The 22,342-nt window shown below is 64.9% G+C and carries 29 protein-coding genes and 1 tRNA gene; 25 read left to right on the top strand and 5 right to left on the bottom strand.

Translation table 11 applies throughout. From position 1 onward, the window contains the following. The first annotated feature begins 23 nt into the window (after window positions 1-23). The 11 genes from AC3WLM_RS04085 (at window position 24) to AC3WLM_RS04035 (ending at window position 10,374) form a co-directional block, all read left to right on the top strand. The gene (locus tag AC3WLM_RS04085; protein WP_492476677.1) at window positions 24-2,285 is read left to right on the top strand and encodes an SPOR domain-containing protein; all 2,262 of its coding nucleotides are present in this window, start codon (window positions 24-26) and stop codon (window positions 2,283-2,285) included. Between the two features lie 212 nt (window positions 2,286-2,497). After that, a complete protein-coding gene (locus AC3WLM_RS04080) occupies window positions 2,498-3,001 on the top strand; it encodes a type III secretion system chaperone family protein (RefSeq protein ID WP_039334116.1) in 504 nt (167 codons plus the stop codon). Window positions 3,002-3,173: 172 nt separating this feature from the next. Then, window positions 3,174-3,980, top strand: a complete 807-nt coding sequence (gene proC / locus AC3WLM_RS04075; protein WP_492476676.1) for a pyrroline-5-carboxylate reductase — start codon at window positions 3,174-3,176, stop codon at window positions 3,978-3,980. A 123-nt stretch (window positions 3,981-4,103) separates the two neighbouring features. Further along, entirely contained in the window at window positions 4,104-4,847 is a 744-nt protein-coding gene (locus tag AC3WLM_RS04070; protein WP_492476675.1) for a Bax inhibitor-1/YccA family protein, read from the top strand. 207 nt (window positions 4,848-5,054) lie between these two features. Further along, entirely contained in the window at window positions 5,055-5,795 is a 741-nt protein-coding gene (locus AC3WLM_RS04065; RefSeq protein WP_492476674.1) for a hypothetical protein, read from the top strand. 99 nt (window positions 5,796-5,894) lie between these two features. Then, window positions 5,895-5,970: transfer RNA gene (locus tag AC3WLM_RS04060), tRNA-Ala, on the top strand. 136 nt (window positions 5,971-6,106) lie between these two features. Then, window positions 6,107-7,165: a GTPase ObgE gene (obgE, locus tag AC3WLM_RS04055; protein WP_492476673.1), complete on the top strand. Its 1,059-nt coding sequence runs from the start codon at window positions 6,107-6,109 to the stop codon at window positions 7,163-7,165. A gap of 70 nt (window positions 7,166-7,235) precedes the next feature. Continuing rightward, window positions 7,236-8,369: a glutamate 5-kinase gene (proB, locus tag AC3WLM_RS04050; protein ID WP_492476672.1), complete on the top strand. Its 1,134-nt coding sequence runs from the start codon at window positions 7,236-7,238 to the stop codon at window positions 8,367-8,369. Further along, on the top strand, window positions 8,369-9,289 hold the full coding sequence (locus AC3WLM_RS04045) for an NAD-dependent epimerase/dehydratase family protein (protein ID WP_039337328.1): 921 nt from the start codon (window positions 8,369-8,371) through the stop codon (window positions 9,287-9,289). The genes proB and AC3WLM_RS04045 overlap by 1 nt, the downstream gene beginning before the upstream one ends. 202 nt (window positions 9,290-9,491) lie before the next feature. Next, window positions 9,492-9,935, top strand: coding sequence for a DUF805 domain-containing protein (locus tag AC3WLM_RS04040; protein WP_492476671.1), 444 nt, complete (start codon window positions 9,492-9,494; stop codon window positions 9,933-9,935). Between the two features lie 22 nt (window positions 9,936-9,957). Then, entirely contained in the window at window positions 9,958-10,374 is a 417-nt protein-coding gene (locus AC3WLM_RS04035; protein ID WP_492476670.1) for a DUF805 domain-containing protein, read from the top strand. On the opposite strand, the gene AC3WLM_RS04030 is transcribed toward AC3WLM_RS04035, so the two are convergent. Both AC3WLM_RS04030 and AC3WLM_RS04025 read right to left on the bottom strand, forming a co-directional pair. Further along, window positions 10,371-12,908 (bottom strand): ABC transporter permease, encoded by a 2,538-nt coding sequence (locus tag AC3WLM_RS04030; protein WP_492476669.1) that lies wholly within the window; start codon window positions 12,906-12,908, stop codon window positions 10,371-10,373. The two genes, AC3WLM_RS04035 and AC3WLM_RS04030, sit on opposite strands and share 4 nt — an antisense overlap. Further along, the gene (locus tag AC3WLM_RS04025) at window positions 12,905-13,612 is read right to left on the bottom strand and encodes an ABC transporter ATP-binding protein (RefSeq protein ID WP_039337334.1); all 708 of its coding nucleotides are present in this window, start codon (window positions 13,610-13,612) and stop codon (window positions 12,905-12,907) included. The genes AC3WLM_RS04030 and AC3WLM_RS04025 overlap by 4 nt, the downstream gene beginning before the upstream one ends. Window positions 13,613-13,680: 68 nt before the next feature. On the opposite strand from AC3WLM_RS04025, the gene AC3WLM_RS04020 reads away from it, so the two are divergent. Next, window positions 13,681-14,376: an arylesterase gene (locus AC3WLM_RS04020; protein ID WP_492476668.1), complete on the top strand. Its 696-nt coding sequence runs from the start codon at window positions 13,681-13,683 to the stop codon at window positions 14,374-14,376. 3 nt (window positions 14,377-14,379) lie between these two features. On the opposite strand, the gene recF is transcribed toward AC3WLM_RS04020, so the two are convergent. Both recF and pspF read right to left on the bottom strand, forming a co-directional pair. Next, complete coding sequence (gene recF, locus AC3WLM_RS04015; protein WP_492476667.1) at window positions 14,380-15,453, bottom strand: DNA replication/repair protein RecF; 1,074 nt, start codon at window positions 15,451-15,453, stop codon at window positions 14,380-14,382. Window positions 15,454-15,521: 68 nt separating this feature from the next. Further along, window positions 15,522-16,550 (bottom strand): phage shock protein operon transcriptional activator, encoded by a 1,029-nt coding sequence (gene pspF, locus AC3WLM_RS04010; protein WP_492476666.1) that lies wholly within the window; start codon window positions 16,548-16,550, stop codon window positions 15,522-15,524. Between the two features lie 181 nt (window positions 16,551-16,731). On the opposite strand from pspF, the gene AC3WLM_RS04005 reads away from it, so the two are divergent. The 13 genes from AC3WLM_RS04005 (at window position 16,732) to AC3WLM_RS03945 (ending at window position 21,514) form a co-directional block, all read left to right on the top strand. Next, window positions 16,732-16,890 carry a hypothetical protein gene (locus tag AC3WLM_RS04005; RefSeq protein WP_169745747.1) on the top strand — a complete coding sequence of 53 codons (159 nt, stop codon included), beginning with the start codon at window positions 16,732-16,734 and terminating at the stop codon, window positions 16,888-16,890. Continuing rightward, entirely contained in the window at window positions 16,890-17,711 is an 822-nt protein-coding gene (gene pspA, locus AC3WLM_RS04000) for a phage shock protein PspA (protein WP_052242659.1), read from the top strand. Before AC3WLM_RS04005 ends, pspA begins: the two co-directional genes overlap by 1 nt. 3 nt (window positions 17,712-17,714) lie before the next feature. Beyond that, complete coding sequence (gene pspB, locus AC3WLM_RS03995; RefSeq protein WP_039337340.1) at window positions 17,715-18,011, top strand: envelope stress response membrane protein PspB; 297 nt, start codon at window positions 17,715-17,717, stop codon at window positions 18,009-18,011. Beyond that, the gene (pspC, locus tag AC3WLM_RS03990; protein ID WP_039337341.1) at window positions 18,008-18,382 is read left to right on the top strand and encodes an envelope stress response membrane protein PspC; all 375 of its coding nucleotides are present in this window, start codon (window positions 18,008-18,010) and stop codon (window positions 18,380-18,382) included. Before pspB ends, pspC begins: the two co-directional genes overlap by 4 nt. 30 nt (window positions 18,383-18,412) lie before the next feature. After that, complete coding sequence (locus AC3WLM_RS03985) at window positions 18,413-18,697, top strand: hypothetical protein (RefSeq protein ID WP_039337342.1); 285 nt, start codon at window positions 18,413-18,415, stop codon at window positions 18,695-18,697. After that, window positions 18,694-18,996 carry a hypothetical protein gene (locus AC3WLM_RS03980; RefSeq protein ID WP_492476665.1) on the top strand — a complete coding sequence of 101 codons (303 nt, stop codon included), beginning with the start codon at window positions 18,694-18,696 and terminating at the stop codon, window positions 18,994-18,996. Before AC3WLM_RS03985 ends, AC3WLM_RS03980 begins: the two co-directional genes overlap by 4 nt. Next, a complete protein-coding gene (locus tag AC3WLM_RS03975; RefSeq protein WP_039337347.1) occupies window positions 18,993-19,265 on the top strand; it encodes a hypothetical protein in 273 nt (90 codons plus the stop codon). Before AC3WLM_RS03980 ends, AC3WLM_RS03975 begins: the two co-directional genes overlap by 4 nt. 11 nt (window positions 19,266-19,276) lie before the next feature. Continuing rightward, complete coding sequence (locus tag AC3WLM_RS03970; RefSeq protein ID WP_039337349.1) at window positions 19,277-19,522, top strand: hypothetical protein; 246 nt, start codon at window positions 19,277-19,279, stop codon at window positions 19,520-19,522. A 33-nt stretch (window positions 19,523-19,555) separates the two neighbouring features. Further along, window positions 19,556-19,768 (top strand): hypothetical protein, encoded by a 213-nt coding sequence (locus AC3WLM_RS03965; protein ID WP_039337351.1) that lies wholly within the window; start codon window positions 19,556-19,558, stop codon window positions 19,766-19,768. Further along, a complete protein-coding gene (locus AC3WLM_RS03960; RefSeq protein ID WP_196276787.1) occupies window positions 19,765-19,941 on the top strand; it encodes a hypothetical protein in 177 nt (58 codons plus the stop codon). The genes AC3WLM_RS03965 and AC3WLM_RS03960 overlap by 4 nt, the downstream gene beginning before the upstream one ends. Before the next feature lie 145 nt (window positions 19,942-20,086). Further along, on the top strand, window positions 20,087-20,500 hold the full coding sequence (locus AC3WLM_RS03955) for a SufE family protein (RefSeq protein ID WP_427466856.1): 414 nt from the start codon (window positions 20,087-20,089) through the stop codon (window positions 20,498-20,500). 16 nt (window positions 20,501-20,516) lie between these two features. Further along, entirely contained in the window at window positions 20,517-20,867 is a 351-nt protein-coding gene (locus AC3WLM_RS03950; RefSeq protein WP_039337354.1) for a YbaN family protein, read from the top strand. Between the two features lie 74 nt (window positions 20,868-20,941). Beyond that, complete coding sequence (locus tag AC3WLM_RS03945) at window positions 20,942-21,514, top strand: hypothetical protein (RefSeq protein ID WP_492476664.1); 573 nt, start codon at window positions 20,942-20,944, stop codon at window positions 21,512-21,514. A 185-nt stretch (window positions 21,515-21,699) separates the two neighbouring features. Here the strand turns inward: AC3WLM_RS03945 and AC3WLM_RS03940 are convergent, their stop codons facing one another. Beyond that, a complete protein-coding gene (locus AC3WLM_RS03940) occupies window positions 21,700-22,215 on the bottom strand; it encodes a sterol desaturase family protein (protein ID WP_492476663.1) in 516 nt (171 codons plus the stop codon). Window positions 22,216-22,342: the final 127 nt, after the last annotated feature.

The following is a 22,342-nucleotide window of genomic DNA, read 5'->3' as shown; positions in this document are numbered from 1 at the left end:
AAGACGGTAAAGAGCGCGGCAGGATGACGAATCGGCTCCCCATCGCGCAGTTCTCGGGCTCATCGCGTCTAAGGCTTGCTCTGGCGCTCCTGCTTTGCGCTGCGTCGCCGCGGGCGTTAGCCCAAGCGGACGACGATCCTGATGGCCCCGCGACGGTATCGCGCCCGGTGGTGCAGTCTACTGCCCCCAGTCCCAGCCGCGAACTCAATGCCGCTTTGGCTCGGCTCGGCGCCGATCCGAGGAATGTTACCGCCCTATTCGATGCGGCAAGCGCCGCGTTGAAGCTGGGTGACAGCGATGCCGCGATCGGGTTCCTTGCCCGGGCTGACGAGGTCCAGCCGGGCAATGTCCGAACCAAGGCCCTGCTTGGCAAGGCCCAGCTTGTCGCGGAAAATCCCGTTGAGGCCATCCGCGCCTTTGACGAGGCAGAGCGAACCGGTGCCGATACCTTTGCCATGGCTGCGGATCGGGCGCTCGCCTACGATCTCGTCGGGGACAATGGACGCGCACAGCGTTGGTATCAGGTTGCGCTGAGCCGGGGCGGGGATGACGAGATCACGCGCCGCTATGCAATGAGTCTTGCCATATCGGGCGATCGGCGCGGGGCCGAGGCCCTGCTGGCCCCGCTGATTGAAAAGCAGGATCGTGCAGCGTGGCGCACCCGCACCTTCGCGATGGCGGTGACGGGTGGTCCGGACGAGGCAGTGGCCATTGCCTACGCCTCGATGCCGCAGGATCTGGCATCGGGCATCGCGCCCTACTTGCGCTATATGCCGCGCCTAACTCCGGCGCAGCAGGCGGCTGCGGCAAACTTCGGGCGCTTTCCCCGCGCAGCAGACATCGGGCGCGATGATCCTCGCGTGGTGCAATATGCTGCGCTCAACCCGCGTGCCCCGCGCACGGCGGAAGCGGGCCTTATTCCGGCAGGTGCGCCTCTGGGGCCCTCCGTCGCGGCCAGCGACAAGCCCAGTCGCGAAAAGCGCCGTCGCCCCGGCAAGAGCGACAGTGCCGCATCTGCCACGGTCGTTGTCCGTCCTGCAGTGCGCACCTCGCCGCCGGCTGAACTGCCGCCGGTCCAGACTTATGCGAGCGCCGCGCCAGCAGTGCGGCCCGATCCTCCGTCAAGCACGACTCCGGTCGTTCCCCGACCGACGGTGCTTTCGGCGCTCGATGTACCACCCGGATCGGTGCGCCCCGCAGTTCCACCCATTCGCCCGGCGCCATCGGCATCCGCCCAGTCGCCGGTTGCGAGGCCGCTGACAACTCCGGCACCGACGACGACGATCGCGCCATCGGCAAACCCGATTGCAAGGCCCGGCTTCCAACAGGACCCGACCGCTGCGCCAGCTAATAATCCTGCGCGAGCAACGGCCTCGCCCCCTGCTCAGGCAAGCAGCGTAGCAATTGCATCCGCTGCGCCGGTGAGAGCGGGTCCCACGGCCACTACCCAACCAGCTTCGCCCGTTGGTGCTGCCAATAGCCGGCCAGCACCATCGCTCACGTCGGCGGGCGGGTTTGATCTGGCCAAGGTCGGACCGGCTTCTGTCCCCCCGCCTGCGACTGCCGCTTCTCCGACAACGGCATCCGCAACAGCGCCAGGCGCTGCGCCTGCCCCGGTTGGTGCTCAGGTTGCAATGCCCGCTGCGGTCGCGCCCGTGTCGTCATCACCCGAGGTGCAGACGGCAGCGGCCAACACGCCGCCTCCTGCGCGCGACCTCGCAACCTTGTTCAAATCTTTCGCTCCTCCTCCAGAGGAGCGCGCCACTTCGGTCCCTGCAGTCGACATAACGCGGATTGCTCCGGCATCCGCCGCCAAGGCCGTCAAGCCCGACCCACGCGGCGAACGGCCCGATGGGCCAACGGACGTTTCGCGCGTGCCGACCAAGGAGCCACAGAAGCCCTCGGCTAAGGACGCGGTGAAACTGGGCAAGGACGGCAAGCCGGTCAAGGATCCCAAGGCTGCAGCGAAAGAGGCGCAAGAGGCCAAGGCCAAGAAGGCCGGCCCCAGCCATCCAAGCCGGATCTGGGTGCAAGTGCTGACAGGGGCGAACAAGGACGTCATGGACACCGAGTGGCGCCGTCTCTTGAAGGAAGCACCTGCGCTCCTGCGCTCGCGCAAGCCTTATCTGTCGCCCTGGCGCAGCAATTTCCGCCTGCTGACCGGCCCCTTCGCTAGCGAGGCTGAGGCGCAGGATTTCGTCACGAAGCTCAAGAAGGACGGGGTTTCGAGTTACCAGTGGACCAGCCCGGCGGGTCAACCGGTCGATACTCTCTCTCTCAAATAGGGTGGGAGGCGGAACCTCGGGCGGAGTTTGCTGTTCACTCCTTGTCCACAGCTTTCCCACAAGGTTGTCGAGTTTTGCCCAACCGCCTGTTAACCCGCGATTGTCGGGCGGGGGTGTGAACCGCCATTGACGTTTCGAGCAGCAGTCAGGGCAGATCGCCCTGCCGGGCCAACCAGCCGAGGAGGCCCGATCAAGTGTTCAGGGGACGTACCATGCGGACCGGCCATGACGACAACGAGCGCGAGGAGGCAGCGCCTGTCGACATGATCGCCTCGCTTTTCGAAGCGCGCGGCTGGCCATGCGAATTTGTCTCGGACGACGAGGTTACCGGCGAAATTCAAGGCTCCTGGGCCAATTATCAGTTACGGGCCATCTGGCGCGTCGAGGATCACGTCCTCCAGATTCTCTGCCTGCCCGATATCCGCATTCCCGACGACAAGAAGGGGGCCGTCTATGAATTGATGGCCCTGATCAACGAGCAGGTGTGGATCGGTCACTTCGACATCTGGTCCAACGGTTCGGTCCTGCTGTACCGCCATGGCCTGATGCTCGGTGACGAGGGCCTGCTCAGCATCAGTCAGGCCCAGGCGGCGATCGAAGCGGCGGTGGACGAGTGCGACCGGTTCTATCCGGCGTTCCAGTTCATCCTGTGGGGCGACAAGAGCCCGGCCGACGCGCTTGCCAGCGCCATGGTGGATGCGGCGGGCGAGGCCTGAACCTGCTTGACGCTGACGCGTCCCCGCGCAGGCGGGGACCTCGGTGGTCTCTCGTAGTCTCAGCGTAAAACGACTGAGGCCCCCCGCCTTTGCGGGGGAGCAGGCTTAGGCCATTGCGATAAGCCCACCGTCCCGGCATTGACCGCGCAAACGCGACTCAAGGAAATCCCCCATGACCAAAACCTTCCTCCAGTTCGGCTGCGGCAACATGGGTGGAGCCATGCTCAAAGGCTGGCTTGCAGGCGGCTACGCGCCCGAGATTTTCACGATTGTCGATCCCTACCTGGAGGTCACGCCGGAAGGCACGCGCCTGCTGGGCTCCGCGCCTGAGGGTGAAGGCGCGTTTGATGTGGTGCTGCTTGGCTTCAAGCCGCAGCAGTTGCCCGATGCGGTCGCCTCGGTCCGGCCCTACGTCGGCACGAACACGCTCCTGCTCTCGATTCTGGCAGGCGTCGATCTCGCCACCTTGCGCGCAAGTTTTCCTGATGCCCGCGCAATCGTCCGCGTCATGCCGAACCTTGCCGCCGCTCTCGGCAAGTCGCCAATTGCGCTGGTCGGTGATGCGGACGATGCTGCGCGTGCCGAGACCGATGCCCTGATGGCCCCTCTGGGACAGGCCGAATGGCTGTCTGGCGAGGATCAGATGGATCTAGTCACCGCACTTGCGGGCTCAGGCCCTGCGTTCGTCTACCGTTTCATCGATGCGCTCGCCCAAGGCGCGGCAGCACTGGGCCTGGCGCGGCAGCAGGCGGACCGGCTGGCGCTGTCAATGGTCGAGGGCGCGGCGATGCTTGCGGCCAGGTCCGTGCATTCGCCCGCTGAACTCGCCCGCCGGGTCGCCAGCCCGGGAGGGGTCACCCAGGTCGGCATCGACGTGCTCGATGCCGATGGCCGCCTGGTCCGGCTCATCGAGGATACATTGCGCGGCGCGCGTGATCGCAGTGCCGAGATGACCGAGATGGCGCGGAAGGCGCGCTGAGCACCGCAACAATTCGTTACAGTCGGCGACCTGTCGGTTCGTCCGGTTTCCCTTGAAAGCACAGGCGAAAGCGCCGATATTCCGTGTACGTGGCCATTGGGGCCACAGAACGGAGCTTTGAAAATGGCAAACTGGAACGACCCTCGGCCCACCGGAACGGGCTTCGGCGCGTCTCCGAGCCTTTCCGGCGTTTCCGCTCGCGGCGAAGTGTTCGACGCGGGTCTGCGCCGTCACATGCTGTCGATCTATAATTACATGGCCTCTGGCGTGATGCTCTCTGGCATCGTGGCGCTGCTGTCGGCAACCACCGGCTTCACGCTGACGCTGCTCGGCACCCCGCTGATCTGGCTGGTGATGCTTTCGCCGCTCGCCTTCGTCATGTTCATGAGCTTCGGGGCGAACAAGTTCTCGACCACGGCTCTTCAGGGCATGTTCTGGGGCTTTGCGGTCGCAATGGGCCTCTCGCTGTCGACGATCTTCCTCGTCTACACGGGCGCTTCGATCGCGACGACGTTCTTCGCTACCGCCGGCGCTTTCGCGGGTCTGAGCCTTTACGGCTACACCACCAAGAAGGACCTGTCGGGCATGGGCAGCTTCCTGATCATGGGTGTCTTCGGCATCCTGATCGCGTCGCTGCTTAACATCTTCCTGAAGTCGTCGGGTCTGGGCTGGGCTATCAGCTTCCTCGGCGTGCTGATCTTCGCGGGCCTGACCGCCCATGATACCCAGCGCCTCAAGGAGCAGTATGCCTACGTCGCCGGAACCGAATTCGCCGGCAAGGCCGTCGTTCTCGGCGCGCTGAGCCTCTACCTCGACTTCATCAATATGTTCCAGTTCCTGCTGCAGTTCATGGGCGAGCGCCGCTGATCTGAAAAGCACCCGAACCGAACCAGATTGACCCGGCGGACCGCAACGGTTCGCCGGGTTTTTATTGTCTGGGGGATTCTCATTTGCCAGCGCGGGCGCTACGCTCACCTTCATCTTGCATACAGGATGGTTCGTGCAGCATTTTGACACGCTGCAGCAAGGGACCGTCTGCCTGTCACGGTCCTTTTCGGGATCGGAATTGGGGGAATGCCAATGTTTCGTTTCCGGCGTATCGTCGCGCCAAGCTTTATCACTGCAGGGTTGGCCATCGGCCTTGCTTCGTGCGCGCCCAAGCCGCCGCCCCCGCCGCCACCCCCGCCACCCCCGCCACCCAAGGTCGTGGTCATTCCGCCAAAGCCCAAGGCACCCAATGGCGCTTCGGACAACATCGCGGTTCCGCCGGCCGATGCCAATGGACTGCGTCAATCGCTGAACCGCAACATCTCGTCGGCCCAGATGGTGTGGAACCTTCGCTCGGCCTACAATGTGGCCGCGCTGAACTGCAACGCCCCGGTCCATGCCGACATCCTGCCGCGCTACAAGGCGTTCCTGACCACGCACAACAAGGTGCTGAACGCGATCAACAAGCGTCTCGATGTCGAATTCAAAGCCAAGTACGGCGCCAAGTTCATCGCTCCGCGTGAGGCTTACATCACGCAGGTGTATAACCATTTTGCGCTGCCACCGACGCTTTCGGACTTCTGCGATGCCGTGATGGCCGTCAGCCGCGATGGTGCGGCCGTCAAGTCGGCCGATCTTGAGGCATTCGCCGTGCGCAGCCTGCCCAATATCGAAGTCGTGTTCGACGACTTCTATCGTCGTTATGAGGTCTATCGCACGGATCTTGCCATCTGGCAGGCCCAGTACGGCAGCCTTGTCAATCCGCCGCAGCAGGCGGTGAAGATCACCGCGGCGCCTGTTCCGGACGGTACTGCCGCCGGGCACTGAGCCGGACTGGACAGGCAAAAAATTTCTTTTCAGTGGGGAGGCGCTGCGCTAATGGCGGCGCTCCCTGCGGTGAGCACACCGTGGGGCGATACCGGGAACGGGGCCGTAGCTCAGATGGGAGAGCGCGTCGTTCGCAATGACGAGGTCAGGGGTTCGATCCCCCTCGGCTCCACCAGGTATCACCGAACCGCCTGATATGGCAGGCGCCTCGCGGTTCGGCGTTACAAGCTCTCCATGAACGGGTAAAAGGCTCGCTTCCGGGGCGGCGTGTTGCATTTGCTCCGGGCCTGTCATTGGAAACAGTTACCCGCATGCATTTTCTCGATCAGGCCAAGATCTTCATCCGTTCAGGGCAGGGCGGCCCAGGCGCGGTCAGCTTCCGGCGCGAGAAGTATGTCGAATACGGCGGTCCCGACGGCGGCAACGGCGGCAAGGGCGGCGACATCATCTTCGAAGCCGTCACCGGCCTCAACACCCTGATCGACTTCCGCTATACCCAGCACTTCAAGGCGCAGCGAGGCGGCGGCGGCGCGGGCCAGAACCGTACTGGTGCGGGCGGCAACGACCTCGTCATCAAGGTGCCGGTCGGCACGCAGGTTCTCGACGACGATCGCGAGACCGTCCTGCTCGACATGACCGAAGTGGGTGTCCAGAAGGTTCTTCTGCGCGGCGGCGATGGCGGCCGGGGCAATGCCTCGTACAAGTCGTCCACCAATCGTGCGCCCCGCCAGCACGGTCCCGGTTGGCCGGGCGAGGAAATGTACGTCTGGCTCCGCCTGAAGCTTCTCGCAGACGCTGGCCTTGTCGGCCTGCCCAATGCGGGCAAGTCAACCTTCATCAACCAGATCACCAACACCAAGGCCAAGGTTGGCGATTACGCCTTCACCACGCTGCGTCCGCAACTGGGCGTCGTGCGCCATCGCAACCGCGAGTTCGTGTTGGCGGACATTCCCGGCCTGATCGAAGGCGCGGCCGATGGTGCAGGCATTGGCGACCGCTTCCTCGGTCATATCGAACGTTGCCGCGTGCTGATCCACCTTATCGACATCCACAGTGAAACCGATCCTGTCGAAGCCATGCAGATCGTCGAAGGGGAACTGGAAGCCTACGGTGCCGGGCTCGATGAAAAGCCCCGCCTGATCGCACTCAACAAGATCGATCTTGTCGATGCCGAACTGGTCAAGGCCTTCACCAAGGAACTGCGCGAGGCAGGCGCGCGCAAGGTCTATCCGATCTCCGGCGCGACCGGGAAGGGCATGGACGCCTTGCTCGATGCAGTCCTCGAACACTTGCCGCTTGCCACGGTAACCGAGCGACCGACGGGCGAAGTGGAGGAAGAGGCTGACCAGAAGCCGTGGTCGCCGATCTGATCGCCCAAGCGCTCCGCCAGCGGGACTGACAGCCCTTCACGATCCGTCACAATTGCCCTAAGCGGCCCTCATGAAGATCAGCCAGCTCGCCCACCTGACCGACGCCTCTGCCTGTCCGCGCCTGGTGGTCAAGGTCGGTTCGGCGCTGCTCGTGGGCAAGGACGGTGCGCCGCGGCGTGAATGGCTGTCCGCGCTGGTTGCTGAAATAGCGGCGGCCCGCGCTGCCGGTCAGGAAGTCATCGTCGTCTCCTCCGGCGCAATTGCCCTGGGTGCCCGCAGGCTCGGCCTTGCCAAGGGTGGGCGCGGAAGTCTTTCCGATGCGCAGGCTGCGGCCTCGGTCGGCCAGATCGCGCTTGCAGGCCTGTGGGCCGAATTGCTTGCCGCACACGGCCTTGCTGCCGCACAAATCCTGCTGACGCTTGAGGATCTCGAGGACCGTCGCCGCTACCTCAACGTCACCGCTACGCTCGGGACGCTGCTGGCCGCAGGCGCGGTGCCGGTGATCAACGAAAACGATTCTGTCGCCACGCAGGAAATCCGCTTCGGCGATAACGACCGCCTTGCCGCCCGCGTCGGACAGGCAGCCGGGGCTTCGGGTGTCCTGCTGCTGTCCGATATCGACGGGCTGTATGACCGCGATCCCCGCCAACCCGGAGCCGCGCGCATTCCAGTGGTGAAGGGCGTGACGCCCGAAATTCATGCCATGGCGACAGGCGGTTCCTCCTCCGGCCTCGGATCGGGTGGCATGACGTCCAAGCTGCAGGCGGCAGAGATTGCCGAACTCGCAGGCATGGCACTCGCCATCATCGACGGTCAGCCCGTTTCGCCGATCCACGCTGCCCTGAGCGCCGATCGCGGTACGCTTTTCCTGCCGCGCGGCCGCAAGCAGGCGCGGAAGGCATGGCTGGGCGGACGCATGCGCATGCGCGGGAGCGTCCATGTCGATGCCGGTGCCGCTGCCGCTCTCGCGCGCGGCTCCAGCCTGCTTGCTGCCGGCATTCTGCAAGTCGAAGGCGATTTTCAGCGTGGCGATGCCATTGCCGTGATCGCACCCGATGGCCAAACGCTGGCGCGGGGGCTGTCGGAATATGACGCAGCCGAATGCCTCCGCCTCAAGGGCCATCACAGCCGCGAGCATGAGCAGATTCTTGGCTACGCTCCCCGCTCGGCACTGATCCATCGCGACCAGATGGTGCTGCTGTAATGGCGGCGGAACTGTTGGCGATTACCGGAGCCACCGGCTTCGTCGGCCAAGCCGTGCTCGACTACGCCGCCCGCGCCGGGATCGAGGTCCGCGCGCTCGCCCGCCGCCCGCAGGATGCCCGCGTCGGCGTCGAGTGGGTTCAGGGTGATCTGGGCGACAAGCGCGCGCTGCAGCGTCTCGTCGGACGTGCGAGCGTGGTCCTGCATATTGCCGGAGTGGTCAGCGCGCCGGATGAGCAGGGCTTCGAAGATGGCAACGTCTGGGGCACGCTGAATGTGGTCAATGCGGCGCTGGAAGCCGGCGTCCCGCGCTTCGTCCACGTCTCATCGCTCTCTGCGCGCGAGCCGGACCTGTCGATCTACGGCCGCTCCAAGTTGCGGGGCGAAAAGATCGTCAAGGCCAGCAGTCTCGACTGGACGGTGGTACGGCCGCCCGCCGTCTACGGCCCGCGCGATACCGAGATGTTCGAGCTGTTCAAGCTCGCCCGCCGGGGCATCGTGCCGCTTCCGCCGCAAGGGCACCTCTCGATCATCCACGTCAACGACCTTGCGCGCCTGCTGCTCGCGCTGATTCCGGGCGGCGAGGACGTCACGCACCTGACCTTCGAGCCCGATGACGGCACCCCGGGAGGCTGGACCCACAACGATCTCGCCAAGGCCATCGGCATGGCGGTAGGCAGGCGCGCCACCGCGGTAAACCTCCCCGCCAGCATCCTGCGCCTTGGCGCCAAGCTTGACGCCACGTTCCGTGGAAAGGGCGCCAAGCTCACGCTCGATCGCGTCGGCTACATGTGTCACCCCGATTGGCGCGCCGGCGAGGGCAATCAGCCGCCTCCCGGACTCTGGCTGCCGCAGGTCGAAACGGCAATGGGCTTGCATGCCACCGCCGCGTGGTATCGCGAGGCCGGCTGGCTCAAATGAATGTCGGGGCCCGTGCGCACTGTTTGACAAGTTTGGTCTGACCCTCGTTTCCGAACCGGGATCTGCGCCAAAGACCACCCCGGCATCTTTCCTGCGCGTGGCCAATTGACGAGACGGATATCGCACTGCGCTTGCAGTCTCCGCGAAATAATGGTCACTTGTCATCTCGCGTTGGTCACGCGGAAAGACTTGGGGGAAAATCATGGAATGGATGCTGATGCCGTATCGCCGTTACGCGGAATTTTCCGGTCGGTCCCGGCGAAAGGAATACTGGATGTTCACCCTGTTCACGGTGATCGTCTATGCCTTGATTGCGGCTTTCATGTTTGCCGGCGGCCTTGGTACAGCGCTTTCCGGCGTCGAGGACCCTCAGTTCGGAGTTTCGTTCTGGATCGGCGCCGTCCTGATGGTGGTGTTCTTTCTCGGTACTCTTGTGCCGGGCATCGCAGTGATCGTGCGCCGCTTGCATGATCGCGACATGTCTGGTTGGTGGTATCTCGGTTTCATCGTGCTGGGCATGATCCCGTTCGTGGGTTGGATTGCCAGCATCGCGTTTCTCGTCATCCTGTGCCTGCCTGGCACCGCAGGCTTGAACCGCTTTGGCGATGATCCGAAGAACCCGGCTGGTTACGACGTGTTCGGCTGACCCAACGCAAGGGGCTTTCGCGATGAACTGGATGATCCTGCCCTATCGCCGCTATGCCGAATTCTCGGGGCGCTCTCGGCGCAGGGAGTACTGGAGCTTCGCGCTGTTCTATGTGTTGGTGATGATCGTGCTTAACGCGGTTTTCGGCACCAATGAGGTGACGCGAGGCGAGGGGGCGTTTGTCTATGGTTCCCGGCTCGTGGGGGCCGGGGGATGGATCGGCGGGTTGTTCTGGCTCGCCTCCATCGTTCCGGGCCTTGCCGTGTCGGTGCGGCGCCTTCACGATCAGGACCGCACGGGTTGGCTCCTGCTGCTTTGGCTCATTCCGTTGTTGGGCTGGTTCGCGCTGCTCGTCCTGATGTGCCTCGAGGGCACGCGTGGCCCCAACCGCTTCGGACCTGATCCCAAGAACCCGACGCCAGCGGACGTATTCTCCTAAAGCTCGCGCAGCACTTGTGCCGGTCGGGTTCGCAGCAGCCCGACCGAGCCGGTGATCGCCAGCACCATCACCAGCGCCACGCCAGCGCCCAGCACGCCAAGGATACGCGGCCAGTCGGGCAGCCAGTCGAACTCGAACAGCAGCACGATCACGCCCCAGGCCACCCCTGTGCCCAGCACCAGCGCCACGCCCGCCAGAAGCGCGCTGAGCAGCCCGTATTCGGCCACGAGCAGCACCAGCAATTGCCTGCGGCTTGCTCCCAGCACGCGCAGGATGACGTTGTCGTAGGTCTTGCGTTCGCGCGCGGCGGCAATTGCGCCTGCCAGCACGGCCATCCCGGCAAGGATCGCCACGCTCGCCGCAGCAAGGATGGCCGCTCCCATCTGCGACAGGATCTCGCGCGCCTGACCCAGCACCGGCCCGATTTCGATCACCGAGCTTGAAGGCAGGGCCTTGACCAACCCGCCAAGGATCGCTCGGCGCACGTCCGGTGTCTTCGCGCTTTCCGGCAGGCTGATCGTGGCAGCCAGATTGTGCGGAGCATCGGCAATGGCGTTGGGGCTGAACACCAGCACATAGTTGAAGCCCATATTCTCCCAGTCGATCCGGCGGAACGAGGCGATCTTCGCACTGCGCTCAACGCCAAGGATCGAGACCGCGATACGGTCGCCCAGCTTTAGCCCGAGCGCCTCGCGCAGGTCGTCGTCAACCGACACCAATGGCTCGCCAGAATAGGCCTTGGGCCACCATTCACCTGCGGTGAGCACATTGCCTTCGGGCACTTCGTCGGCATAGGTCAGCCCGCGGTCGCCGCGCAGGGGCCAGGCATTCTCCGGAATTTCCTTGAGATCGGCGACCCGAGTCATCGCATCCGCTGGTCCATAGGCAACGATCGACCCGCGCAGGGCAGGGACCTTGCGGACTGCCGCATCAGGCGCGGCGCGCTGCACGATCCGGTCGAACTCCGCAGTCCTTCCCTGGGGCAAGTCGAGCACGAAGTAGTCGGGCGCCCGGTTCGGCACCCGCAGTGCGATGTTGCCGTCCAGACTGGTCTGTACGCCTGCCAGCAGAACGAAGGCGGCAAGCCCGAAGCCCAGTGCGACAACCAGCGCCGAAGTCTGCGCTCCCGGCCGATGCAGATTGGCGAGCGCCATCCGCGCAATCGCACCCCTGGGCCGGGGCAGCTTTGCCGCCAGCCGTTGCAGCCCCCAACCGAGGGCGGACAGCAGGAGGAACAGCGCCGCCGCGCCGGCCAGAAATCCGGCGGCGAGCAGCTTCTGCGGTGCGGTCAGCACCGCCAGCGCCACGATCCCGCCAAGCCCGAGCGCGACCGGCAGCGCCGCGCCCTTCCAGCCGCCCGCCAGCGGACTGACCCGCGCCCGCATCAGCGCCATTGCCGGAAAGGCCTTGGCCCGGGCCAAGGGCGGCGCGGCGAAAGTCAGCGCAATCAAGGCGCCATAAGCCGCTGCGATCGCCAGAGCGCCCCAATCAAGTACGAAGCCGGCCTCGATCGGCAGAAGGCCTTCCAGCGCCTTGCCGATCAGCGGCGTGATGCTCACCCCGATCACCAGTCCGCCAAGAATCGCCAGAGACGCAGCGGCGGCCAGCTGCAGCAGATAGATCCGCGCAATGTCCCGGCTCGAAGCGCCGAGAATCTTGAGCGTCGCTATGCTCCCGCGCCGCGCTTCGAGGTAGGAGTTCACCCCATTGCCGATGCCGATCCCGGCAATCGCCAGCGCCGCCAGCGCCACCAGCACCAGAAACTGCCCCATGCGCGAGACGAAGCGGTCCAACCCCGGCGAGGCCTTGTCGCGCGTCCGCACCTCATACCCGGCCAGCGGAAACTGCGCCTTTATCCGCTCCCCCAATGCCACCGCGTCGGCACTGGCAGGAAGCTTCACGCGCAGCTTGGTCCGCACCATCGATCCCGGCTGCACCAGCTTCGAAGCATCGAGCGCTGCCTTGCTGACAATCACCGTCGGCCCCAGCGAAAAGCCTTCTGCCAGCCGATCCGGCTCGGACCCGATGACCCCGCCGACACGAAGCTCGACCTCTCCCACGCGCAGCTTGTCACCGATCTTTACGCCGAGCCGGTCCGCCACGCCCGGCGCAATCCATGCCGCCATGCCTTGCGGCGCGCCCGCCACCTTGCCGCCTTCCAGCGTGAACCGCCCGTAGAGCGGCCACTTGGCATCGACCGCCTTCAATTCGACAGGCGTCGTGCGCGTATCGTCATCCGGCACCCGCGCCATTGCCTGCAATCGCGCGCCTTCGGAAAGGTCGCCCATCGCGGCGATGGCGGCCCGCTCCTCCGCCGAGGGCCGGCGCGCCGCCAGGGTGAATTCGAGATCCGCGCCCAGCATCTCCCGCCCGCGCGTCGCCAGTTCGCGCTCGATCGCGCCCGTCAGGGTGCCTATCGCCGAGAGCGCCGCCGTGCCCAGCACCAGGCAGACCAGCAACAGCCGCAAGCCCTTGAATCGCCAATCCAATCCGCGTCGCGCCAACGCCCATGCGGCGCCCCACGAAAGGTTCACGAAGCCTTGTCCGAAGCGATCTGCCCATCGGCCAGCCGCACGATCCGCCTGCACCGTGCCGCCAGGGCTTCGTCATGGGTGACCATGATGAAGGTCGCACCGGCCTGCGCCGCGCGCGCGAACAGCAGGTCGGCCACCGCCTCGCCGGTCGCATGATCGAGATTGCCGGTCGGCTCGTCGGCAAACAGGATGGCAGGGCTCGGCGCGAGTGCCCGCGCAATCGCCACGCGCTGCTGCTCTCCGCCCGAAAGCTGCGCCGGATAGTGGTGCAGGCGATGGCCCAGCCCGACAGCCACCAATTCGGCTTCGGCCCGCGCCATGGCATCGACCTGACCCGCCAGCTCCAGCGGCGTCGCCACGTTTTCCAGCGCGGTCATTGTCGGCAGAAGGTGGAAGGCCTGAAGCACGATGCCAATCCGCCCGCGCCGCGCGGCGGCCAGGCCGTCCTCGTCCAGTACAGTGAAATCAGCACCGGCCACATTGAGCGACCCGCCGCTTGCCCGCTCCAGCCCGGACAGGATCGCAAGCAGCGATGACTTGCCTGAACCCGATGGCCCCAGCAGCGCCAAGGTCTCGCCTGCTGCCACGGTCAGGTCGATGCCACGGAGGATTTGCACCTGCGCTTCCCCGGTGCCGAGAGAGAGGGTGAGGGCGGATGCGGCGATTACCGGCGCCGATGAACTTGAAAGGGGGGTGCTTGTCACAGGCCTCACGTGGCATAGATTGGTTGCAGCGTGCAACCGGCACTTGGGGGCGCGCTAATGGAGTTTCAATGCGCCGCTTCGCTCATGCCGCCACCCTTGTTCTCGCCGCCTGCTCGCCAGGGAAGGCCCCCGAACCAGCTGCCACCCCTACCGCATCGGTATCCGCACAGGCGCCGGCACCGGTCCCGGCCGATGCCCCTGTCATACTGGCATTCGGCGACAGCCTTTACGCCGGCTACCAGCTCAACCCGGGTGAGGGCTATCCGCCGCGGCTGGAAGCGGCGCTCAATGCAGGGGGCGTGCCCGCCAAGGTCGTCAATGCGGGCGTCTCGGGCGATACGACTGCAGCGGCCCTCCAGCGCCTGCAGTTCACGCTCGATAACCAGCCGGTCAAACCCACCCTCGCGCTCGTCGGCCTCGGCGGCAACGACATGCTGCGCGGGCTGCCCCCGGCCGAGACGCGCGCCAACCTTGATGCGATCCTGACCGAGTTCGACAGCCGAGACATTCCGGTGGTGCTGACGGGAATGCTCGCCGCTCCAAATCTGGGCGCGGACTACCAGAAGCAATTCAACCCGATCTGGCCCGATCTCGCGAAGAAGCACAAGGCAGGCCTGGTCCCGTTCTTCCTTGCGCCCGTCCTCGGCAAAAAGGATCTGATGCTGGAAGACAATGTCCACCCGAACGCCCGAGGCGTCGACAAGATCGTCGCAGAGACAAGGGATCAGGTGGCAAAGGCGCTGAAAGCGGCCACGGCCGAGTAGCGATCAGAGCGGTTCGACCAATCCGTCGCGCACCGCCCACACGGCGCTGGACCCGGAAACTTCAGCAAATGGCGCCATCTCGGTGCCCGTCATCCACACTTGCGCCCCGCTTGATTCCAGCCGCTCGAACAGCGCCGTGCGCCGCACCGGATCGAGGTGCGCGGCAATCTCGTCGAGCAGCAGCAGGCGCGGGCGCTCGCCCGCCGTCAGTTCCGCATGGGCGAGGACAATGGCGATAAGCATCGCCTTCTGCTCACCCGTCGAACAATCGGCGGCGGGCGCGTTCTTCGCCGCCAGCGTCACGGCCAGGTCATCGCGATGCGGCCCGATCAGTGATCGCCCCGCCGCGCGATCCCGACGCCGCCCTTCGCGCAGCATGCTACGCAGCGCGTCCGCCTCGATCGGCACAGCGCTGGCATAGACCAGTGAAGGCCGCGCGAACGGCTGCTCCGGCACAGTCTCCAGCACGCGCCCGAGGGCTGCCACGAGTGCGGCCCGCGCTGCTGCCATGGCCGCACCGCTCTCGGCCATCTGCGCCTCGATCCCGTCAAGCCACAGCGGATCGGGTTCCGTCGGGTCGCCCAGCAGCCGGTTGCGCTCGCGCAGCGCCGTTTCATAGCGGGTCGCATTGCGCGCATGGCCCGGCTCGCCTGCCAGCACCAGCCGATCGAGAAACCGTCGGCGTGATCCGGCACTTTCGGCGAAAAGCCGGTCCATCGCCGGCGTCAGCCAGGTGATCGAAAGCCATTCCCCCAGCCGCGCCGCCGGCCCTTCCGCACCATTGATCCGCACCAGCCGGCGATTGGGAGCCTCGTGCGCGGTCGACGTGCCGATCTGCACGGCCCCGTCCTCGATCTCCGCGGCGACTGCGAACCCGCCAGACCCATCACGTCCCGCCATCTCGGCCGGCTGCGCACGTCTGAGACCGCGCCCCGGCGCCAGCAGGCTGATGGCTTCGAGCACGTTGGTCTTGCCCGCGCCGTTCTCTCCCACCAGCACGTTGAACGCGCGCATCCCCTCCAGCCGTGTCGCGGCATGGTTGCGAAAGTCGCGCAGGGTCAGGCGGGTGAGGGACATTGCTTTGAGGCGTTAGTGGGTTTGCGCGACAAGCGAAACCTCCAGTCTTGTCGCTCAGGCCCTCTCGCTCAAGTCTTGTCACTCAGGCCATGCTTCTTCATGCAATGGCGCAACTGGTCGTAGGTCAGGCCCAGCGCCTTGGCTGTCTGGCGCTGATTGTAGCGGTTGCGGCCGAGATGGTGCTCCACGATCGCGCGCTCGTGCGCATCTACCGCCGCACGCAAGTCCGCCACGCTATCGAAATCTGCCGACGGCATGGCGCTCCGCACCGGCACTGCCCCCTCGCTCTCCGCCACTTCCGGCCGCATTGATGCCACCGGCTTCCACGGGCTCTCGAACGGATCGAACTGCACATGCCCGATGGGCTGGCTCCAGTCGTCCCAGCGATAGACGGCGCGCTCCACCACGTTGCGCAATTCGCGCACGTTGCCGGGCCAGAGGTACTCCTCCATGGCCTTCTGGACTGGACCTGCAAAGCCGGGCCAGGAATCCCAGTGCAGTTCCGCCGCCATGCGTCGCCCGAAGTAGTCGGCGAGAACTGCAATATCCCCTTCGCGCACACGCAATGGGGGGAGGGTGATCACCTCGAAGCTCAGCCGGTCAAGCAGGTCGGCGCGGAAGCGGCCCTGGTCCGCCAGCTTCGGCAGGTCCTCGTTCGTTGCCGCGACAATGCGCACGTCCACGCGGACCGGCTTGCTCGACCCGATCCGCGTCACTTCGCCATATTCGACCGCGCGCAGCAGCCGCTCCTGCGCGCCCATCGACAGCGTGCCGAGTTCGTCAAGGAACAGCGTGCCCCTGTCGGCTTCTTCGAACCGCCCGGTCCGCGCCCGCGTCGCGCCGGTAAAGGCGCCTGCCTCGTGTCCGAACAACTCGGCCTCGATCAGGGTTTCGGGCAGGGCTGCGCAGTTCATCGTCACCAGCGGTTCCTGCCAGCGCGTCGACAGGCGATGGAGACGTTCAGCGATCAGTTCCTTGCCGGTCCCGCGCTCGCCGATGACCAGCACCGGGCGGCGCATCGGCGCGGCGCGGCTGGCGCGTTCGACCGCGTCGAGGAACGCGCCTGATTGGCCGATGAACTGAACCTCCCTGTCCATGCCACAGGCTTAGCGCATTTTCCCAAGTCTCGGCAAGAATTCCCAACATTAAAGAAAGGTCACGCACAAAAAGTGGCGGAATTCCGGGCAAATCACAGTTTGGCACACCCCTTGCTCTAACATGAACATCCGGCACCGAGCCGGCCCGAACTGACAAGTAACCCGCCGAAAGGTCACGAAAATGTACACCGCCCGCTTCTTCTCCACCTCGCTCGGCCGCGCCAGCCTCGCCAGCATCGGTGCGATGGTCGTGATGTGCTGTTTTGCCCTGACGCAGCAGGTGAACGCGGTTCCGACCGTCGTGGCTTCCACCGCCGCCATCACCGGTGAGCTGGCATGATGGCCGACGAACTCACCCCGATCCGCTCTTCGCGTGAGGAAGGTGGCCGCACCACCCGCCTCGATGCGGAACTGGATCGCCTGCGCAATTTCAGCAATGGTGGCGGCAATGGCCAATCCCGCCCCCTCTTCACTCCCGGAGCAAACCTGATGGGTATCTTTTCGCGGACGCGCGACATCATTGCAGCCAATTTCAACGACTTGCTTGATAAGGCCGACGATCCTGCCAAGATGATCCGGATGATCATCATGGAGATGGAGGAGACGCTGGTCGAAGTCCGCGCCTCGGCTGCCCGGACCATCGCCGATCAGAAGGAGATGGGCCGTCACGTGTCCAAGCTGGAACGCCTTCAGGCCGATTGGTCTGAAAAGGCCCAGCTCGCGCTGTCGAAGGACCGCGAGGACCTCGCCCGTGCCGCTCTGGTCGAGAAGAAGAAGGCCGCAGACATGGCTGACCAGCTCAAGACCGAGATCACCGTGCTCGACGATGCGATGCGCGCCTACGAGCAGGACATCGAAAAGCTGCAGACCCGCCTGCGCGAAGCCCGCAGCCGCCAGACCGCGATCGCCGCGCGCCTTGAAAGTGCCGAGAATCGCGTCCGCCTGCGGTCCTTGCTGGCCAGCGAGCGCGTCGATGAAGCCATGGCACGGTTCGACCAGCTGGAACGCCGCGTCGATTACGCCGAAGGCCGCGCCGATGCACTGAGCCTTGCCGACAACTCCAAGCCCAGCCTCGCGGACGAGATCGCCGCGCTCGCTGGGCAGGACAAGATCGACGAGGAGCTTGAAGCGATGAAGCGCCAGCTTGGAAAGGAAGGCTGAGCCATGGAAGACGTCGTTGCAATTGCTGCCATTTTCCTTGGTCTGCCGTGGATCATTTTCCACTACATCACCAAATGGAAAACTGCCGCCACGCTGACCAATGGCGATGAGGCGCTGCTGGAAGAGCTCTACCAACTCGCCCGCCGCCTCGATGAACGCATGGATACTGTCGAGCGCCTCGTCGCTGCCGACAATCCCGAATTCAGACCTGCACGCATCGTGCACGACCGCGAAACCGACAATCAGAAACTGCGCGAACTGGATCGCCTTTTCGCCGAACAGGGAAGGACCTCGAAGTGAACAGCCCCCGCACCCGCTTTTATCGCGACAAGGTCAATGGCAAGTTCATGGGCGTCTGCGCCGGAGTTGCCGATTACACCGGGGTCGACGTGCTCTGGGTCCGCCTCGGCTTCCTGATCCTGGCATGTTCGATGGGCTGGCCCTTCCTGGTCTACTTTGCCTTGGGCTTCCTTGCCAACAAGAAGCCTGCGAACCTCTACGGCGATCGGCAGGAGCAGCAGTTCTGGCAGCGTGTCCGCCAGTCGCCCGCCCGCACCGCCCGCGAAGTCCGCGCCGAATTCCGCGACATCGACCGCCGCCTGGCCGACGTCGAGAGCTTCTACGTCAATTCGAACCCGCGCCTCTCGGCCGAAATCGAGAAGCTGCGCTGAGAACACAACCGTCCTGAGGGGGACTGAACCATGGGACCTGACACACTGGGGCCGCTGATCCCAATCGCGGCTCTGATGATCCCGATCGTCGCGATCTGGACCAAGCACCGCACCAAGATTGCGGAGATGCAGATCAATGCGACGGCCGAACTGAGCGCCGAAAAGGCGGCCCAATACGCCCAGCACACCCGCGAACTCGAAGAACGCGTCCGCGTTCTGGAACGCATCGTCACCGACAAGGGCTTCGACACCGCCGCCCAGATCGAGGCGCTCCGCCGCGACAGCGCCGCACTGGAAGACCGGAGGGCGCAATGAACTGGGGTGGTCCCGAATTCGTCCTGGCGATCATCGCCATCTCCACTGGCGGCTGGGTGATCAACAACTGGATCCGCGCACGCCACGGCTATGCCCTTGAGGACGAATGGGGCGGCAAGACCGATCGCGCCGATCAGGAAGCCTACGCCAAGCTGCGCGAGGAGAACGCCTTCCTGCGCGACCAACTGGACAAGACGCACCAGCGCCTTGCCAACGTCGAAGCCATCGTCACCGACGGCGGCTTCGACGTCTCCCGCCAGATCGAGGCACTGCGCCCCGCTCAGGAGAAAGCGCAATGAACGAAGACGTCATCATGGTGCTGGTGTTCATGGTCATCGTCGTGCCAATCGTGCTCGGCGTCGGGGCCGACATCTACAAGCGTCGCCTCGCTTTCCGGGAACGCGAACTGGAACTGCTCTCGAAGCAGACGGCCGAGAAAGCCGCACAGTACGCTGCCCAGGCCGAACGCCTTGAACAGCGCGTCCGCGTGCTCGAACGCATCGCCACCGAAAACAATTCCGACCTCGCGCTGCAGATCGAGAACCTGCGCGAAGTCAAGGTCAACTGAGGACGCAGCAAGTGGGCCCCGGATCAACCATCGTCGCGATCATCGCGATCATCGCCTTCGTCATCATCCGCACCAACCGGGATCGCTATCGTGCCGGCAGCATGCAGCAACCGCCGTTCGATCCCGCTTACACCGCCAGCCTCGAACGCGAAGTCTCGGACTTGCGCAAGCGGCTCGAAGTCCTCGAACGCATCGCTACCGACGAGGGCGAAACCCGCCGCCTGTCGCGCGAGATCGAATCCCTGCGCGACCGTTGATTTGCGAAAGGTAATTATAAGGGAGTTGCTGACATGACCCCGGATCTCGTCCTTTCCCTCTCCGGCCTCACAGGGCTTGCCATGGTCGCCCTGGCCGCCCTTCGCGGCTGGGACGGCTGGCTCGCCCTCAAGCGCATGGAACTCGAACGCGCCGATACGGGAGACGCCGGCAGCCTCATCGAACTTGCCGACATGCGCGAGCGCCTGCGCAAGCTTGAAGCCATTGCCTCGGGCGTCGACCTGTGAGCCGTCACACGGAAGGTGCAGCCAAGGCCGGCATCGGCCTCGGCTCGGCGATTGCCATCACCATTTCGTGGAGTCTGCACAAGTCCATCGTCTGGGCGCTGGTTCACGGCGTGCTCTCGTGGATCTACGTCATCTGGTACGCGCTCACGCGTCCGGGTGGCCTTTCGGGTTAGGTTGCGCGTGACCATGCTTCGACGAGCTCAGCATGAGCGGGATTTTGAGGAGCATTTCCCAACACAGCTCATCCTGAGCCTGTCGAAGGATGTTGTGCCCCCACGGGGTGTGGACGTCACATCCACCGCCCGCTAATGCGGGCCCATGCGCAGCCTTGAAGACATTCTCGAAGAGTACGAATTCCTCGATGGCGACGAGCGCTATCGGCTCCTGATCGAGTTGGGGCGCGAGCTTGAGGACATGCCCGATGCCCTCAAGACCGACGCCACGCTGGTGCGCGGCTGCTCGGCCAGCGTCTGGGTCTACCCCACGCAGGGTGAGGGCGGGAAGCTCCACTTTCTTGCCGATAGCAACGCTGCAATCACCAAGGGCATCGTCGCGCTCGTTCTCGCTGCTGTGCAGGACAAGCCCGCGGCAGACGTCGCCGCGACGGATATTGCCGAGGAACTCGCGCCCTTCGATCTGAAAAAGCAGCTCTCGTCCAACCGCACCCAGGGCGTTCCCAACATGATCGCGCTGGTCCGCGAACACGCCGCGCGCATCGCCGCCACGGCCTGACGGCAGGGCAGGGAACTTGCGCCGCCACCTCTATCTCGCTGGCGGCGTGATCAGCGTGGCCTTGGGTGCGGTCGGGGCATTCCTCCCGATCCTGCCAACCGTTCCGTTCCTGCTCCTTGCCACCTTCTGCTTTGCCCGCTCGAATCCCGCGTGGGAGCAGCGCCTGCTAAATCACCCGCGTTACGGCCCGCCCTTGCGTCAATGGCGGGACCGCCGCGCGATCTCGCGCAAGGCCAAGACCGGCGCGCTGATCGCGATGGGTGCAGGAGTGGTGCTGACCGGGGTGACCGCGGGGTGGCCTTGGGTCTTGATCCCGGCTGTGGTCATGGGTGTGACCGGCACCTGGATCTGGACACGCGCCGAATAGTCACCGTCATATGTTCCACTTTTGTTCCAAATCCGATAGAGTTGTGGTGGACTCGAACGGATTGGATGTGAACGATGATTTCCCTGACTGTCGGCCCGGCTGGAACTGACATCGGTTGGCTTGACTGGACCGCCTCGGTGCTCGCTGCCTTGGCATGGCCAGTCTCGGCGCTGGTCATCGCCCTGATTTTCCGCCGCCCCCTGCTGGCGCTGCTGGCCCGTCTTGACGAGCTGAGCTGGGGCGACAAGTCTGCCCGTTTCGCACAGCGGCTGGACCGCCTCGAATCCGAAGCCAGCCCCGCGCCGCCCGAGCCTGACGGCCCCGAGATCGCCCTGACCGGCGATCACGCTCGCTTCCTCAAGCTGCTCGATCTCTCGCCCGGAGCGGCCGTGCTCGATTCTTGGGCGGGGGTAGAGGACGCGCTGCAATCGCTCGCCATCGAGCACGCCGTCGCCACCCCCGATGTGTCAGAGGCGGGCCGCACCCTGCAAAAGCGCGGCGTCCTTCCCGCGCGCACCGTTGGCATGATCGAGGACATGCGCGCGCTTCGCAACGCCGCCGCGCACGATCAGGCCATCTCCGTCTCCGACGCCCTGCGCTTCCGCAACCTGGCCAAGGGTGTGCTGAACGAGATCAGGCTGGCGTGACGTAAATCCTCCCTGATCTTCCGCAGGACAATCGGGGAGGGGGACCGCCGCCGCAGGCGGTGGTGGAGGGGCGATAGAATACCCCTCCGTCATCGGCTGCGCCGACGACACCTCCCCGTTTGTGCTTCGCAAAAACAGGGAGGACAGCACGAGAACAAGTATCACGCGAAAGTTACCGGCAGCGATTAATCCACCGCTTCCCTCAGCACCGCAATGCCCTGCTCGCGCTGAGCCCGCAGCTCCTTTTTGAGCACCTGGGGATCGCGCGCGAAGATGAAGCCGAAGCTTACCCCGCCTTCCTTGCCGATGGTCGCGTGGTGCAGCTTGTGTGCCTGAACCAGCCGCTTGGCATAGCCTTTCTTCGGCACCCAGCGGAACCAGCGCTGGTGGACCAGCCCGTCGTGAACCAAGGTGTAGATCGCGCCATAGGCCATCACGCCAAGGCCGATGAACGTCGCCGGCCACCAGGCCTCGGCGCCCATCACCAGAGGGCTGCCGATCATGAAGAAGCTGATCGAGATGGCGGCACCGACCACCGCAAAGAGGTCGTTCTTCTCGAAGAAGCCGTCGTGCGGCTCGTGGTGATCGCGATGCCAGCCCCAGCCGAAACCGTGCATCACGTACTTGTGGCTCGACCACGCCACGAATTCCATGACCAGCACCGTGGCGATGATGATGAGCAAGGCAACAACCGTCTGCATGGCGCCCCTTTACACCGATGCCTTTCGCCTAGCGACACATTCTTACACTTTGCCCGAAAGTCGCGACGGCTCGTTTTTCTGGTGTTCAGGCGCTGGGGGGCAGTTTGTCCTCACAGACCAATGAGGA

Source organism: Novosphingobium sp. FW305-C-30-35 (assembly GCF_058783135.1).
Note: the sequence above shows the minus strand (reverse complement) of the source record. Positions and strands in the feature narration are given on the sequence as shown.